General features: G+C 68.0%; 12 protein-coding genes and 1 pseudogene. 8 read left to right on the forward strand and 5 right to left on the reverse strand.

The genetic code is table 11. The features are described 5' to 3' along the window. The 8 genes and pseudogenes from C8D87_RS03885 (at position 1) to C8D87_RS03915 (ending at position 7,554) form a co-directional block, all read left to right on the forward strand. Positions 1 to 894, forward strand: coding sequence for a carbohydrate ABC transporter permease (locus C8D87_RS03885; protein ID WP_112225551.1), 894 nt, complete (start codon positions 1 to 3; stop codon positions 892 to 894). Continuing rightward, positions 891 to 1,724, forward strand: a complete 834-nt coding sequence (locus C8D87_RS03890) for a carbohydrate ABC transporter permease (RefSeq protein WP_233440030.1) — start codon at positions 891 to 893, stop codon at positions 1,722 to 1,724. The genes C8D87_RS03885 and C8D87_RS03890 overlap by 4 nt, the downstream gene beginning before the upstream one ends. Before the next feature lie 26 nt (positions 1,725 to 1,750). Then, positions 1,751 to 2,791, forward strand: coding sequence for a LacI family DNA-binding transcriptional regulator (locus C8D87_RS03895; protein ID WP_109639598.1), 1,041 nt, complete (start codon positions 1,751 to 1,753; stop codon positions 2,789 to 2,791). Between the two features lie 161 nt (positions 2,792 to 2,952). Further along, complete coding sequence (locus C8D87_RS03900; RefSeq protein WP_112225552.1) at positions 2,953 to 4,065, forward strand: glycoside hydrolase family 53 protein; 1,113 nt, start codon at positions 2,953 to 2,955, stop codon at positions 4,063 to 4,065. 62 nt (positions 4,066 to 4,127) lie between these two features. Then, positions 4,128 to 4,925 (forward strand): annotated as a pseudogene (locus C8D87_RS49400) (alpha/beta hydrolase family protein); the annotation flags it as partial. A 143-nt stretch (positions 4,926 to 5,068) separates the two neighbouring features. Next, positions 5,069 to 5,395, forward strand: a complete 327-nt coding sequence (locus C8D87_RS47415; protein WP_233441888.1) for an RICIN domain-containing protein — start codon at positions 5,069 to 5,071, stop codon at positions 5,393 to 5,395. Positions 5,396 to 5,449: 54 nt separating this feature from the next. Continuing rightward, positions 5,450 to 6,481, forward strand: a complete 1,032-nt coding sequence (locus tag C8D87_RS03910; protein ID WP_112225553.1) for a rhamnogalacturonan acetylesterase — start codon at positions 5,450 to 5,452, stop codon at positions 6,479 to 6,481. A 77-nt stretch (positions 6,482 to 6,558) separates the two neighbouring features. Beyond that, a complete protein-coding gene (locus C8D87_RS03915) occupies positions 6,559 to 7,554 on the forward strand; it encodes a family 43 glycosylhydrolase (RefSeq protein WP_112225554.1) in 996 nt (331 codons plus the stop codon). 107 nt (positions 7,555 to 7,661) lie between these two features. On the opposite strand, the gene C8D87_RS03920 is transcribed toward C8D87_RS03915, so the two are convergent. From C8D87_RS03920 to C8D87_RS03940, 5 genes are all read right to left on the reverse strand, one after another. After that, on the reverse strand, positions 7,662 to 9,926 hold the full coding sequence (locus tag C8D87_RS03920) for a cellulase family glycosylhydrolase (protein ID WP_112225555.1): 2,265 nt from the start codon (positions 9,924 to 9,926) through the stop codon (positions 7,662 to 7,664). A 172-nt stretch (positions 9,927 to 10,098) separates the two neighbouring features. Continuing rightward, positions 10,099 to 10,923: a glycoside hydrolase family 5 protein gene (locus C8D87_RS03925; RefSeq protein WP_325049639.1), complete on the reverse strand. Its 825-nt coding sequence runs from the start codon at positions 10,921 to 10,923 to the stop codon at positions 10,099 to 10,101. A gap of 343 nt (positions 10,924 to 11,266) precedes the next feature. After that, on the reverse strand, positions 11,267 to 14,023 hold the full coding sequence (locus C8D87_RS03930) for an immunoglobulin-like domain-containing protein (RefSeq protein ID WP_112225556.1): 2,757 nt from the start codon (positions 14,021 to 14,023) through the stop codon (positions 11,267 to 11,269). Positions 14,024 to 14,179: 156 nt separating this feature from the next. After that, entirely contained in the window at positions 14,180 to 15,430 is a 1,251-nt protein-coding gene (locus C8D87_RS03935) for an ABC transporter substrate-binding protein (protein WP_170166299.1), read from the reverse strand. Positions 15,431 to 15,479: 49 nt separating this feature from the next. Next, positions 15,480 to 16,574: an ROK family transcriptional regulator gene (locus tag C8D87_RS03940; protein ID WP_170166300.1), complete on the reverse strand. Its 1,095-nt coding sequence runs from the start codon at positions 16,572 to 16,574 to the stop codon at positions 15,480 to 15,482. Positions 16,575 to 16,591 lie beyond the last annotated feature (17 nt).

The raw sequence follows: 16,591 nt of genomic DNA on the forward strand, positions 1-16,591 counted from the left end.
ATGGCTCACACCAGGCGGCTCGTGCCGCACGGCTTCCTCGCGCCCGCGATCGTCCTGTTCGGACTGTTCTTCGCACTGCCGATCGGCTACGCCGCCCACCTGAGCCTGCACTCGATGCAGGTCAAGGGACTGGGACTCGGCCGCAACGCCCGTGAGGAGGTGTGGGTCGGGCTGGACAACTACGCCACCGCGCTGGCCGACCCGGAGCTCCTCGCGGGCGCGGGCCGGGTCCTGCGGTACGGGGCGATGCTCGTGCCCACGATGCTCGGTCTCGCGCTGCTGTTCGCGTTGTTGCTGGACCTGCCGCGCACGAGGTTCCGAGCGTTCTCCCGGCTCGCGATCTTCCTGCCCTACGCGGTGCCCGGCATCATCGCCTCGCTGCTGTGGGGGTTCCTCTACCTGCCGAGCGTCAGCCCCGGCTACTTCCTGCTGAACGCGGCCGGGTGGAGCGGTCCCGACCTGCTGCACGGCGACGGGTTGTTCCTGGCGCTCACCAACATCTCGGTGTGGGGTGGCACGGGCTTCAACATGATCGTGATCTACACCGCGCTGCGTGCCGTCCCGCCCGAGCTGTACGAGTCGGCACGGCTGGACGGCTGTTCCGAGGCGCAGATCGCGTGGCGGATCAAGATCCCGCTGATCAGGCCGTCGCTCGTGCTGACGTTCTTCTTCTCCACCATCGCCACGCTGCAGGTGTTCGCGGAACCGATGACGCTGCGACCGCTGACCAACTCGCTGACCTTCACCTGGAGCCCGTACATGAAGGTCTACCGGGACGCTTTCGTGCAGGGCGGCCTTCACTCCGCCGCCGCGACGGCCGTGGTGATCGCGGCGGTCACGCTGCTGCTCTCGTTCAGCTTTCTCAAGCTGGTCAACAGACGGGCCGCGTCGTGAAGCGCCGCACGTCGTGGGTGCCGACGCTCGTGTTGCTGCTGGGCGCGGTGTACTGCCTGATCCCCGTGCTGTGGGTGCTGATGGCGGCGACGAAGAGCCGCAGCGAGCTGTTCAGCACCTTCACGTTCCTGCCCGGCAGCGGGCTGTGGTCGAACCTCGCCGAGCTCACCGCCTACCGCGACGGGGTGTACTGGCTGTGGATGCTCAACTCGGCGCTGTACGCCGGGGTGGGCGCGCTGCTGTCCGCCGTGGTGTCGGCGGTGAGCGGGTACGCGCTGGCCAAGTTCGACTTCCGCGGCCGCGGCGTCATCTTCACCGTGATCCTCACCGGTGTGCTGATGCCGCCGATCACGCTGGCCGTGCCGCAGTACCTCCTGCTGGCGAAGGTCGACCTGGCCGGGACGTACTGGTCGGTGCTGCTGCCCAGCATCCTCAGCCCGTACGGCATCTACCTGGCCCGCGTGTACGCCGCCGCCGCCGTGCCGGACGAGGTGCTGGAGGCCGCCAGGATGGACGGGGCCCGTGAGCTGCGGCTCTTCACCTCGATCGCCTGGCCGATGATGCTGCCGGGGCTGGTGACGATCTTCCTGTTCCAGTTCGTCGCGATCTGGAACAACTTCCTGCTGCCCTACGTCATGCTCGCCGACGACGGCACGTTCCCGGTCACGGTCGGTCTCTACAGCCTGCTGCAGCAGGGCGCGAGCAGACCCGCCCTCTACACCCTCGTGATCACCGGCGCACTGCTGTCGATCATTCCCCTGATCGCGCTGTTCCTCGGCTTGCAGCGCTACTGGCGGGTCGATCTGCTGTCGGGAGTCGTAAAGTCGTGACCACCAACCGGAGCAGATGAGGGCCGATGACGGACACAGCGCCACGACGGCGGGCACGCGCTCAGCGGCCGCCGACGATCATCGACGTCGCCGAGCACGCCGGTGTCTCCCGTGGCACGGTGTCACGCGTTCTGCAGGGCGGGCACAACGTGAGCCCCGCCGCCAGGGAGGCCGTCGACGCCGCGATCCGCAAGCTCGGCTACGTGGTGAACCGCGCGGCCCGCAGCCTCGTGACCCAGCGGGCCGGTTCGGTCGCGTTCCTGCTGTCGGAGACCCAGGACCGGCTGTTCGCCGACCCCAACTTCACCACGCTGCTCACCGGGTGCACCACCGCCCTGGGCGAGCACGACATCCCGCTCATCCTGATCACCGCGGGCACCGACGCCGAACGCCGCCGCATCCTGCCGTTCCTGTCGGCGCACCACGTCGACGGAGTGCTGCTGATCTCCTCGCACCGCGGCAACCCGATGATCGAGCACCTGCGCCGGGCGAACCTGCCGTTCGTGTGCTGCGGCAAGCCGCTCGGCGAGCGCGGCACGCTGTCCTACGTCGCGTCCGACGACCTGGAGGGCGCCAGGACGATGGTCCGCCACCTGATCGAGTCCGGCCGCAGGCGCGTCGCGACCATCGCCGGCCCGCAGGACATGCCCGGCGGGCTCGAACGGCTGCAGGGCTACCGCGAGATGCTCGCCGAGCACGGCATCGCCTACGACAAGCGGCTGGTCACGACCGGCGACTACAGCCGGGCGAGCGGTGAGGCGTGCATGCAGCAGCTGCTCGCCACGGCGAAGGACATCGACGCGGTGTTCGTCGCGTCCGACCTGATGGCCGACGGAGCGCTGGCGGCGATCGAGCGGGCGGGTCTGCGTGTGCCCGATGACATCGCTGTCGGCGGTTTCGACGACTCACCGGCCGCGACGGCCGTCCATCCCCCGCTCACGACGATCCGCCAGCCGTGGAGCCGGATCAGCGAGATGATGGTGCGCCAGCTGCTCGCACAGATCGCCGGCGAGGGACCCGCGACGGTCATCCTGCCCACCGAGCTGGTGGTCCGCGAGTCCGCTTGACCTTTCTCGACGAATTGGGACGCATTCGACTGAATTCGACTGTGCACGTTCACATCATTCGACATTCTCACTCTTGAATAGATCTTTCAATTGCGGTTCTATCAAGATAGATGCCGCGCATGAACACTGTGCACGTTCACAGGACTCAAAGGAGAGATCTCATGACCGCGCACGGCACCAGCCGCGCGGGAAGAGCCGCCGTTTTCCTGTCGGTGCTGGCACTTTCCGCGACGCTGCCGGCCCCTGCCGCCTCCGCTGCGTCGCTGACCATGCGCGGCGCCGACGTCTCGACCGTCCAAAGGGCATTGGAGCTCGGGGCGAGGTACTACGACGCGAACGGCACCGCCAGGGATCCGCTCGACGTCCTCCAGGGTGTCGGCGTCAACTACGTCCGCCTGCGCATCTGGAACAACCCGCGCAGCGGCTACAACAACAAGGCCAAGGTCCTGCAGTACGCGAAGACCGTGAAGGCCAAGGGCCTCAAGCTGCTCGTCGACTTCCACTACTCCGACACGTGGGCGGACCCCGGCAAGCAGGCCAAACCCGCGGCGTGGGCGAACCACGGCATCAGCCAGTTGCAAACGGACGTCTACAACTACACCTACGACGTCTGCAACAGCCTCAAGGCACAGGGAACCGCGCCGGACAGCGTGCAGATCGGCAACGAGATCAACACCGGCATGCTGTGGGACGACGGCAGAGTCGTCAACAGCAACTTCACGAACCTCGGCCGTCTGCTCAAGGCCGGTTACAACGCCACGAAAGCGTGCAACCAGAGCACCCAGGTGATCATCCACACCGCGAACGTCCGCACCGGTCCACGCTGGTTCTACGACGGCATTCGCGCCCAGGGCGTCCAGTGGGACATCACCGCCCTGTCGTACTACTGCTACTGGCACGGCAGCATGTCCGCGATGGCCGGCGTGGTGGCCGACGTGCGGTCGCGGTACGGCAAGCCGGTCGTCCTCGCCGAGACCGCTTACCCGTACACCACGGCGAACCACGACGGCACGGCGAACGTGATCAGCGCCGCGCAGCCGTGCGCGGGCTATCCGGCGACGCCCGCCGGGCAGGCGGCCAACTTCACCGCCGTGCAGAACACGGCCCGCAACGCCGGTGCGATCGGCGTCTTCTACTGGGAGCCCACCTGGCACGCCGTGCGCGGCAACGGCTGGGACCCCGCCGACATCGCCAACTCCGGCAACGGCTGGGAGAACCAGGCCGTGTTCGACCGCACCGGGCGCCTGCTGCCCGGCATCCGCTGGACGTCCTGACAACGATCTTCCTAGCTCCGAGTTCTCTTTCGCCGCCCCTGCCAAGGAAGAGGTACCTCGTCATGCCCGGAATCCGTCTGCTGCGCCGAGCGGCGATCGCCTGCGCGGCCGCCGTCCTCGCGTCCACCGTCGCCGCGGTTCCGGCGGCCGCCGCCGACAACCCCTACGAACGCGGGCCGAACCCGACCCGCGAGAGCGTCGCCGCCAGCCGCGGCACCTTCGCCACGGCCGAGACGAGCGTGGGCGGCGGCAACGGCTTCGCCGCGGCGAAGATCTACTACCCGACGGACACCAGCCAGGGGAAGTTCGGCGCGATCGCTGTCGTGCCCGGCTACACGGCGACGTGGGCGGCAGAAGGCGCGTGGATGGGGCATTGGCCGGCCTCGTTCGGGTTCGTCGTGATCGGCATCGACACGCTCAGCCGCAACGACTGGGACGTCGCGCGCGGCACCCAGTTGCTGGCTGCGCTCGACTACCTGACCCAGCGCAGCTCGGTGCGCGACCGGGTCGACGCGACCCGGCTCGCGGTGATGGGCCACTCGATGGGCGGTGGCGGCGCCATCTCCGCCGCCCTGCGCCGGCCGTCGCTGAAGACCGCGATCGGCAACGCGCCGTTCAGCGCCTCGCAGAACCTGAACAACATGCAGATCCCCACCGCGCTGCTGGCGGGTCAGCGGGACGGGACGACCACCCCCTCGTCGATCTCCGGCTACTACAACCAGATCCCCGCGGGCGTCGAGAAGATGTACCTCGAGCTCACCGGCGCCGGACACGGTTTCCCCACCTCGAACAACCCGGTGATGACGCGCAAGGTCATCCCGTGGATGAAGATCTTCATCGACAACGACACGCGCTACCACCAGTTCCTGTGCCCGTTGATGGACAACACCGGGATCTCGGCCTACCGCAGCACCTGCCCGCTGATTCCGGTGACCCGACGCCTCCCGCGGACACCTACAGCCTGGTGGGCGCCGCCTCTGGCAAGTGCGCGGACGTCGAGGGCGTGTCCCAGGCGAACGGCGCCAGGCTGCTCCTGTGGACCTGCAACGGTCAGGTCAACCAGCGGTGGACCCGGACGGCCGCCGGTGAGCTGCGTGTCTACGACAACCCGAAGTGCATGGACGCGGGCGCTTCCGCTCAGGGCACGCGGGTGACGATCAACGCCTGCAACGGCGGCAACAGTCAGAGGTGGACGGTCAACGCCAACGGCACGGTCACGAACGCCGCTTCCGGGCGTTGCCTCGACGCCGGCGGCACGGCCGACAACTCGCCGGTCGTGGTGAACACCTGCACCGGTGGCTCCAGCCAGAACTGGAGCAAGCGGTCATGAGCGGCACCTCTCCGTTCACCGGCTACAACCTCGTCAACATGTGACAGGAGAACCGTGTACCTCAAGCGTCTGGCGCTCCTCACGGCCGCACTGAACGCGGCCGTGCTGGCGCCGATCCCCGCGTCGGCCGCACTGCCACCGCAGTGCTCAGGCACCGCGCCGATCAGGTGCAGCTTCAACCTCGCCCCCGGCAACTACGACGTCACCGTGGAACTGGGAAGCACCAGCAAGGCCGCCAACACCTCCATGTCCGTGGAGGCACGCAGGCAGATCCTCAACCCCGTCTCCACCACCTCCGGCCAGCTCGTCCGCACCAGGGCGACGGTCAACGTCCGCAGCCCGGAGGGGCAACCCACCGGGCAGGGCGGTACGGGCACGTCCGGCCTGCAGATCACGTTCAGCGGCACCGCACCCGCGGTCAACTCGCTGACCGTGGCCCCCGCGCAGGCTCCCCTGGTGGCGTACCTCGCCGGCGACTCGACCGTCTGCGACCAGCCGACCGCGCCCTACACCGGCTGGGGTCAGTACCTGCCGTCGCGGATCCGTGAAGGCGCGGTGGTCGCCAACTACGGCGACTCCGGCGAGAGCTCGGGCAGCTTCCTGTCCAACCGCGCGCTGTTCCCCACGATGAAGCCGCTGATCAAGAGCAAGGACCTGGTGTTCATCCAGCTCGGGCACAACGACAAGACCACGAGCGCGACCACGTTCCGCGACAACCTCGCCAAGTTGGTCAGCGGCGTCCGGGAGCGCGGCGGCGTCCCGGTGCTGATGACCCCGCCGGTGCGCAGGTTGTTCAGCGGCGACCGGCTCACCGGTGCCGCGCTGCACGTCAACAGCGTGGGCGTCGACCTGCCCGCGGTGATCAGGGCGCTGGGCCGCAGCGCGAACGTGCCGGTGATCGACCTGACCGCGAAGAGCAAGGCCCTGGTCGAGTCGATGGGACCGTCGGCGTCCCAAGCCCTCTACCTCACGAGGGAGGCGGGCGACAACACTCACTTCTCCGCGCGAGGCGGCGCGGAGATGGCTGGACTCGTCGTGCAAGGCGTGCGTGAGCTGAACCTGCCGTTGGTCAGCTACCTGCGCTGAGCCCATCCAGCCGCTGGCCCTGGCGTGGCGGCGCCAGGGCCAGTTTCCAAGTCCGTCCTTCCCCGAAAGGAGGCGCCATGCCACGACTGTCCGCGGTCGCCCTGCTGGTGAGCGCGCTTCTCGCCGTCCCCCTCAGCGCTTCGGCCGCACCGGTGACGGTGACCAACGGAACCCAGTTCACCGACACGTCCGGCAACGTCGTGCACGCCCACGGCGGCGGCATGATCAAAGTCGGTGCGCACTACTACTGGTTCGGTGAGAACCGCAACCCCGACAACACCTTCAAGGCGGTGTCGGTCTACCGCTCGACGGACCTGAAGACGTGGGAGTTCCGCAACAACGTCCTCACCAACTCGTCAGCCGCCGAGCTGCGTCTGGCGAACATCGAACGACCGAAGGTGATCTACAACAGCACCACCCGTCAGTTCGTCATGTGGATGCACAAGGAGAACGGCCGGGACTACAGCGAGGCCCGCGCCGCCGTCGCCACCTCGTCCACGGTGGACGGCAACTACACGTGGCGCGGCAGCTTCCGCCCGTTCGGTCACATGTCCCGCGACATCACGTTGTTCAAGGACGACGACGGGACCGCCTACATGGCCTCCGCCGCACGCAACAACGCCGACCTCCACCTGTACCGGCTCAACGCCGACTACACCCAGGTCAGCACGCTGGTGCGAGTGCTGTGGCGAGGCGTCTCCCGCGAATCTCCCGCCTTCTTCAAACGGAACGGCATCTACTTCCTGGTCACCTCCGGCGCCACCAACTGGAACCCCAACCAGCAGAAGTACGCGACCGCGACCAGCATGACCGGAACGTGGAGCGGGCTCGCGAACGTCGGTGACTCCACCGCCTACCGCAGCCAGACCGCGTTCGTACTGCCCGTGCAGGGCACGCAGACCACCTCGTACATCTACCTCGGCGATCGCTGGGCGGGCGCGTGGAACCGCCCGGTCAACGAGTCCCAGTACGTATGGCTGCCGCTGACGTTCCCAACGTCCCGCACCATCACCATGAGGTGGCACCAGAGGATCAGCATCGACACCGCCACCGGAGTCGTGCAGGGCCTCTGACCCGAGTTCGCGCACGGACCGGCCCTGGTGACGGCGAGGTCACCAGGGCCGGCGTGACCACCGGGCGGGCGTGCTGACTTCGGGGTCGCGCCCGCACCGGCGGCCGATCAGGAGGTCGTGCAGGTGTTGCCGTTGAGCGTGAACGAGGCCGGCGCCGGGTTCGACCCGTTGTACGTGCCGTTGAACCCGATGCTCGCCGACGCGTTCGGTGCCAGCGTGCGGTTCCAGGTCAGGTTCGTGGCGGTGACGTCGGCGCCGGACTGGGTGAACGTGGCACCCCAGCCGGGCAGCGTGACCCGCTGGCCGTTGGCGTAGCTGAACGCCAGGGTCCAGCCGTCGATCGCGCTGGTGCCCGTGTTCGTGATGGACACGCTCGCGGTGAACCCGTTGCCGCCGCCCCAGTTCTGGGCCGAGTAGCCGACCTTGCACGTGCCGGTGCCGCCGCCCGTGCCGGTCGTCGCCGTCGCGATGCCGGAGTTCGCCGAGACGTTGCCGGCCGCGTCCCTCGCCCGCACCTGGTACCGGTACGTGGTCGACGGGGTCAGGCCGCTGTCGGTGAAGGTCGCCGACGCGACCGAGCCGACGAGGGTGAACGACCCGCTGCCGACCGCGCGGAACACGTCGTACCCGGTGACGCCGACGTTGTCGGTCGACGCGGCCCAGGTCAGCGTGAGGCCGGTCGAGGTGACGCCCGACGCGGCCGGAGTGCCCGGGGTGGACGGTGGCTCGGTGTCACCGGGGCCTCCGCCGCCGAAGATGGTGGCTTCCTTCGAGGTCTGGCGGACACCGTTGGCGCCGTTGAGGAAACGCTCACCCCACGGCGTGAGACTCGCCGGGTTGAAGGAGTTGGTCATGTCGAGGTAGCCGACATCGCTGCTGTTGCCGCTCCACGACCAGCCGATGTAGCCGAGTCCGCGGGCCTGGGCCTGCGCCATGATCGTGTTCTCGTCCGGGTCGCCGTCGCTGTGGTTGTGCCCGAACTCGCCCACCACCAGCGGAAGGCCGGCGGTCTGGAACGCGTTGAAGTAGGCGTTGATCTCGGCCGCGGTGTCGTACACGCCGTACATGTGGACGGAGAACACCGTGTTGCGCAGCGGGTCGGCGTTGAAGACCGACGCCGCGTTGTCGCGCATGATGTTCTGCCAGTCCTGGCCCCACATCGGCGCGTCGGCCATGATGAGGTGCTGCAGACCGGCGCCGCGCAGGCGGCTGATCGCGCTGCTCGTCGCACTCGCCCAGGTGGCGCTCACGGACGCGTTGTTGCCGAACGGCTCGTTGCCCAGGTTGACGATGACGTAGTTCTCCTGGCCCTTCAGCACGTTCGCCACGCTGAGCCAGTACGTCGCCGCCTGGTCCAGGGACGCGGCGCCGCTCTGCTCGCCGTAACCCGTGGTGTCGTGGACTTCCAGCACGCAGATCATCTTGTTCTGCTTGCACAGCGAGATGACGTTGGCGACCTCGGTGGCCGGCGTCGGACCCCACCGCTGACCGCTGCCGAGCACGACGCGAACAGTGTTGGTGCCGAAGGACTTCATGTCCGCGAAAGCCCTGTTCTGGGTCGGGTACCAGACGTAGGCGTGGTTCACGCCGCGCATCACGAACGGCGTGCCGTTGGCCTCGACGACCCGCGTGCCCTCGACGTGCAGCCCGACTGCCGGCGTGGGACCGCCGCCCAGCGCCGCGACCACGGCCGGGTACCACCGGCTTTCGATCTTCTGGATGCCGGTGGTGCTGTTGGGGTGGACGCCGTCGGTCGTGTCCGTCGCGGTGCTGAAGCCGGTCCACTGGTCGACGACGGTGATCGGCGAGGCGGCGGTGCTGTTCGCCTGCGCCCAGCCGGGGATCGCGTTGTTCAGGTCGACCACCCGCTGCCCGCACGCTGAACAGCCGGACGGGTTCATCGGGATGAACTTGGCGACGATCAGCTTGATCGCGGGGTTGCTCGCCCGCATCTGGCCGAGCATCGTGGTGTAGGCGTTGAGGATCGTCTGCGCTGAGATGTTGTTCCAGACGTCGTTGGTGCCCAAGTGCATCAGCACGATGTCCGGGCGCGCCGACGACAGCCAGCCGGGAAGCTGGTTGTCCCGCACGATGTTCGTGGCGAGGATCCCGCCGTGGCCCTCGTTCTCGCCGTCGTAGGGGAACCCGCAGCCCGGCGCAGGGAGTGAGCCGACGAAGTCGACGTCGGTGTGCCCGGTGTCCTGCAGGTGTTTCCACAGCAGTGCCCGCCAGCAGCCCGGCGAGCCGGTGATGGAGTCGCCGAGTGCCATGATCCGCGTGGGCGCGGCGGCACCGGCCGGGGCCGGAGCGATGACCGCGCAGGCCGCCAGGAGCAGGCCGGCCACCACCGCTCGGAGAAATCGCCAGGTCAAAACGACCTCCTGGGGGATGTGCGACAGGGGAAGGTCCGATTTCCGGGAGCGCTCCCAGAAATCGGACTGTAACCACGGGGAAATCCGGTGCCACACCGCCGAGTGGCCCACCGGCACAGCCTGTCCGTTTGCGGACAACCCGTTGACATCGGCTTGTCCGGCAGGACAGATCTCAGCCGTAGATCGTGGCTTGCTTCGAGGTCTGCCTGACCCCGTTGGCACCGTTGAGGAACCGCTGTCCCCACGGCGTCAGCCGCGACGGGTTGAACGAATGGACCATGTCGAGGTACGCCACATCGCTGCTGTTGCCGCTCCAGGACCACCCGAGGTAGCCGAGTCCGCGGGTCTGGGCCTGCGCCATGATCGTGTTCTCGTCCGGGTCGCCGTCGCTGTGCCGGTCACCGAGCTCGCCCACCACCAGCGGCAGCCCCGCCGACCGGAACGCGTCGAAGTAGGCGTTGACCTTCGCCGCGGTGTTGTAGACGCCGTACATGTGCACGGAGAACACGGTGTTGCGCTGCGGGTCGGAGTTGAACACCGAGGCGGCGTTGTTCCGCATGATGTTGTTCCAGTCCTGGCCCCACATCGGCGCGTCGGCCATCAGCAGGTGCTGCAGACCGGCACTGCGCAGCTTCCTGATCGCGCCGGTCGTCGAGCTCGCCCACCGAGAGCTGACCGACGCGTTGTTGCCGAACGGCTCGTTGCCCAGGTTGATGACGACGTAGTTCTCCTGACCCTTCAACGTGTTGGCGATGCCGACCCAGTAGTTCGCCGCCTGGTCCAGGGTCGCCGCACCGCCCTGGTCGCCGTACCCCGTGGTGTCGTGCACTTCCAGCACGCAGATCAACCTGTTCTGCTTGCACAGCCCGATGATCCGCGAGACCTCGGCCGCGGGCGTCGCGCTCCACCGCTGCCCGCTGCCCGCTGCCCAGCACGACCCTGACCGTGTTGGCGCCGAAGGACCTGATGTTCGCGAACGAGCTCGTCTGGCTCGGATACCAGGCGTACGCGTGGTTCACGCCGCGCATCACGAACGTGGCACCGTTCGCCTCGACGATCCGCGGGCCGTTGACCCGCAGACCGACCGCCGCGGCCGCGGGGGTGCCGGCGGAGACAGCGGGAGCGGCGATCACCCCCGTGGCCAGCAGCAGGCAGGCCACCACCGCACGAAGAAATCGCCAAGCCATCAGAGCCTCCCGTAGACAACGTTGTCAGACGTTCGCGAGGCCAAGGCTCGTGAACGTGCACAGCGAGGAAATCGGCGACAGCTCAGATGGAACAGCACATCAGAGATCGAAGCAAGCCTTCAAGTTTCCAGCGCTGTGCACGTACACAGTCCTCTAGCGCCGCAGAGCGGCGATCTCCTGTGTGGTCAGCACCCGGTTCCACACCGTCAACCTGCGCATCTTGCCCTTGAGGTACCGGCCGGCGGAGTTCGACGTGTCACGCGAATTCACTGTCACACCGTCGAATCTCGCGAATTCGACGGCATTGTCGAACAAACGCGCGGTGCCGTTCGACAAGGTGCAGGTGATGGTGTGCCAATTGCCGCGCGGCAAAGCTTGTTCGCCGCCGACGTCGAGCTCGCCGAGATCCCACAGCGAATAGGGCGTCCGCTGAGCGCTGTCGATCCACACCTGCGCGGACACGGTCAGGCCGTCGAGTCCGGTCGTGAGGTTGTCCGGCAGCTGCAGCTGACCATCCGTGCCGCCGAAGACGAGCCCGGCAGGAGAGCGGCCGACGTCACCGCGGATCGTCGCCGTACGGCCGTTTCCGGACTGGTCCGCGATGGCCGAGCCGGTTCCGCCGGTCAGGTCGTAGTCGGCCACGACGCCCTTCTTGTTGCCGCGCACCGGTGGCGGGCCCTGCCGCAGCCGTTCGAGCTCCGTCTTCGACACCGGCAGCACCGTGCCGTGACGCGGTTTCGCGGGCAGCTGGTAGTCCGCCGGGATCGACCAGTTCGGGTTCTCCAGCGAGTCGGTGACGAACGGGAGGTAGCCGCGGCGCGGTGTCTCGTCCATGAAGACGTAGAACTTGCTGCCGTCGTTGGACTTGAACGCCGTCGGCCCCTCGACCCAGTCGGTGCCGAGCCGGGTGCGGACGCAGTCGTCGACGAGCTCCCAGTTGCGGGGCCCGGTTCCCGGCAGGTCCACCGCCCGCAGGTCCTTCGACCGCTCCAGCACGATGTCCCGCGTGCACGACCCGATGACCTTCTCGTCCGTCGTGAAGCGGTAGTAGTACTCGCCTTCCTTGAGGACGGTGGAGTCGATCACGCCACTGCCGGGGTCGTTCCAGACCTGCGGGGTGGTGAACGTGCGGAAGTCGCGGGTCGTGGAGTACATCATCCGCGGGTACGTCGAGCCGGTGTGGCCGGGGTCCGCCGCCGAGTACACGTTGGACGCCCAGTAGACGACGTAGGCGCCGATCAACGGGTCGTAGGTCGCCTCAGGGGCCCACGTCATACCGGCCGTCGCGTCCGACACCAGGACGTGCCGTTGTTCCGACCACGTGACGAGATCCGTCGACTCCCAGATCTCCAGGTACCTGCTGCCGTGCCGCATCGCGGCGTCCCAGCCGCGCCCGTCGTGGATCTGCAGGTCGGTCGCGACGAGGAAGAACCTGTCGCCCTCCGGACTGCGGATGATGAACGGGTCGCGCACGCCGGTCTCACCGTGCTTCGACCTCAGCACAGGGCGGCCGCCGTTGAGCTCGTCCCAGTGCAACGGGTCGTTGCCCCTGCTGACCGCGAAGTGCACCTGTTCGGTGTCCTCGCTGGCTTCACCGGTGAAGTACGCGAACATGTACCCCTCCATCGCCGCCTTCCTGGGCAGCGGGAGGACCGTGAGCGTGAAGTAGCGGGTGCTGGTCGTGTACCCCTTGGTCGCCTTGACCGAGAGGCGAGCGGGGCGCGGGCGGGATCCGGCCGGCGGCCTGGTGACCTCACCTGTGGCGGTGACGACACCGGGATCGCTGCTCTGCCAGGTGAACTTGACGTCGCGGGCACCCTTGGCGGGCAACGTGATGTTGCCGCGGATCGCGTCCTCGTCGTGGATCACGATGGCTTTCAACGCGTTGTCGACCTTCTGCCGGTCGGTGATGTCCTCCAGCACTGTCACGGCGAAGTCGCGCGTGGCCGTGTAGCCGGCGTAGGTGGCCGTCGCTGTGAGCGTCAACGTCACATCACCGGTCCGCGGCGCGGGCCGGGTGACGACGCCGGTCGCCGACATCACCGAGGGCCTGCTCGACTCCCAGGAGATCACCGAGCCACCCGGGGTTCTGGTGGGGAGCGTGAGGTTCTCCGTCACGGCCGACGTGTTTCCCAGGTTGAGAGCCGCGACGTCGGCGGCAGGCCGGCCCGCCGCCGTTCCCTTCCCCAGTTCACGTGCTTCGCCCGCGCTGAGCGCCCGGCCGTAGAGGCGGAAGTCGCGGATCTTGCCCTTGAGGTGCTGATCCAGCGGGTAGACCGAGCGGCCGAGGTGGTTGGCCGTCGTGGTGCCGCCGCCGATGGAGCCGGGAGTGATGGTCACGCCGGTCTTCCTGGCGACCGCGACGCCGTCCTCGTAGAGGATCGCGGTACCGCTGCCCAGCGTGTAGGTGATCGTGCGCCAGCTTCCGCGCGCGAGGTTCCGTCCACTGTCGACGGTCTGCTCGGTCGACCAGTTGCCGGTCGCGATCGAGGCGCGGAACTGGTCGCCCGTGGCGAACAGGTAGCCGTTCCCGCTGTTGTCCAGGGTGTTGCCGAGGCCCCAGAGGAAGTACGGGACCGGCTGGTCGGCCGCGATCTCGACCTGAACCGAGACAGTGACGTCGGTCAGGCCGCGAAGCACGTTGTCGGGCAGGCGGACGTGGCCGCTCGTGCCACCGAGCCGGAGGCCTTCCGCGCCCAGCCAGGCGGTGTCACCGCTGACCGTGCCGTCGCGGCCGAAGCCGGACGTGTCGGGCACCGTCGTGCCGCTGGCCTGAGTGAGGTCGTAGTGCACCACGAGACCGTCGTCGAGCGTTGCGGCCGAGCTGGTCGTGACCGAGATCGCGAGCCCGGCCGCGGTGAGGGCGACGGCGACGAGCGCCGACGTGAAAGTGAGATGACGAAAGGACATGCCGGCCTTTCCCGACGGGCGCGCGAAGGCGCCCGGAACAGGCTGAAAAGGGGAACACGCGGACAGTCCCTGAAGTGAGCGCCAACATAGCTGGCACTCGATAGATCGTCAATGAACCTGGCGGGCGGGGCGGGAGAGGCCCCGCCCGCCGGGCGGTCACTTGCCCATGGTCTCGAGCGACCGCTGGGCGGCTGCCAGGCCGTCCTTCGGCGTGACGACACCGTCGCAGATCTCGCCGATGATCGTTCCGAACGCCTTCTGCATGCCGCCCCACTCCGGCGTCATCGGTGGTGTGAACGCGAACTCCGCGGACTCCTTGAACGCCGACATGTTGATGTCCGAGATGGCCCACGCCGGACGCAGGAAGTCCTCACTGTCCTGCACCTCCTTGTTGGCCGGTGCGTCCTGCCCGCTGGTGGCGATGGGTTTCTGCCCCTCGGCACTGGTCAGGAACTCGAGCACCTTGAACGCGAGCTCGGGACGCTTGCTGGACTTGGTGATCGCGAGGCCGCTCTGGAACGAGATCGTCGCCTGCTTGGTGTTCTTGAACAGCGGCGAGATGCCCCACCGCACCTGCGGGGTCTCCTTGAGCGAGGCGATGTTCCAGAAGCCGGTCATGATCATCGCGGCGTTGCCCTGGGCGAAGAGCTTGTCCGGGCTGGAGACCTTCAGCGCCTCGTAGTCCTTTTTGGACGGCGCGACGCGGTGCTTGTGCACCAGGTCGGCGTAGAACTGCATCGCCTTGACGTTCTCCGGCGAGTTGATCACCGGCTTGCCCGCGTCGTCGAGGACCCTGCCGCCGTTCTGCAACATGAACGCCATCCACCACGGCCACCAGTCGCCCGCGGCGAAACCGTACCGCATGGTCTTGTCGCCTTCCCTGACCGTCAGCTTCTGCGCGGCAGCCAGGAAGTCCGGCCACTTCCAGTCGGCGGTCGGGTAGGCGACACCGTCCTTGTCGAAGAGATCTTTGTTGTAGTACAGGACCATTGGCCCGTTGCGGTCCGGCAGCGCCCAGGTCTTGCCCTCGCGGTCGTAGGAGCGCGCGGCCCGCTCACCGAACCTCCCGACGAGGTCCAGCCTCGCGGTCTCGATGAAGGGGTTCAACGGCAGCAGCTGGTTGTTGCTGCTGTAGCTGTGCACGGACTCGGCGACCTGGATGATGTCCGGCGGGTTGCCCTCCGACATCATCTTCTGGATCGCCGAGCCGTAGTCCTTGGGGAGGTGCATCAGCTTGACGTTCACCCCGTCCACGCGCTCACTGGCGAGGTCGACCCGCTGCTGGTAGGTCTTCGCGTCCTGGTCACCGCCCCAGACCGCGACCGTCATCTCGGGGTCGGGCGCGGCTGCCGGCGCGCCGGTGGTGGTACACGCGGTCGCGACGAGGCACGCCACGACTGCGGACATGGCTCTGAACGGGCGGAGTTGCCCCATGAATTCGGATCCCCTCGGAAGTTCAGTCGAGCAGGTGGGTTTCGAAGGCGAGCACGGCCATGCCGAGGGACACCGGGTTGTCCAGGTGCCTGCCCAGCACGGTGGTCGCCGCTTCGAAAGCGGTTGCGAGCGCGTACTCCTTGATCACCGGGGTGACCGCCGACACGAGCGGCTCTCCGAGCGCGGCGCTGACCCATCCGCCGAACACGATCAACCCGGGGTTGAGCACGTTCACGGCGTTGGCGAGCGCCAGGCCGAGCGGACGGGCGTACCGGGCGAGCGTCTCCAGCGCCGCGGAGTCGCCCCGCCGCACGGCTCCCGCGAGCCGTGCCACCGTCGCCTCCAGGTCACCAGGAGGGCCGTCCCCGGCAAGGCGCACCAACGCGCCCGCTCCGACGTAGGCCTCCACACACCCGCGGCCCCCACACCGGCACGGTTCCCCACCGTCGTGAAGGACGGTGTGGCCCCACTCCCCCGCGCTGTTGGTCGCACCGCGCAGCAACCGGCCGTCGGCGAGCACTCCCAAGCCGACACCGGTCCCCAGGCTGACCACGATCACGTCGTCCTGGTCGCGCGCCGCACCGAACATCTGCTCGGCCAGCGTGATCGCCTTCAGCGGATGATCCAGCACCACCGGCACGTCACAGCGCCGTTCGAGCAACGCCCGCAACCGCGGCTCCGGCACGCCGACCCCGATCGCACGGATCGGCGCCTCGTACACCTGCTGCCGCACGGCGGCCACAGCGGTGAGAACGTGCTCGACCACGGCTTCCGGCGCGTTCTCCTCCACTGGCACCCGTTTCCGGGCCAGTCGCGCCATGGCTTGGTCGAACAACTCGGCCGTCACGTGTGTTTCCGCGACGTCCACTCCCACCACCAACGAACCGCCGCCGCGCAACGTCAGCTGCGTGGCAGGCCGCCCACCGGTGCGCGGTCCAGCCGTTTCCTTCAGGAATCCGGCTTTCGCCAGCTCACCGACGATGGTGCCTATCGTGGCGACGGACAGGCCGAGCTGGTTCGCCAGCTCCAGCCGGGTCCGGGGTTCGCCACCGTAGAAGCTCCGCATGACCTCGACGCGGTGTGCCCGCCTCAGATCACCCGAATGCTTCAGTCGCATGAACCTGTTCCTCGTAC

The sequence above is a fragment of the Lentzea atacamensis genome, from assembly GCF_003269295.1.
Classification (GTDB): Bacteria; Actinomycetota; Actinomycetes; order Mycobacteriales; family Pseudonocardiaceae; genus Lentzea; species Lentzea atacamensis.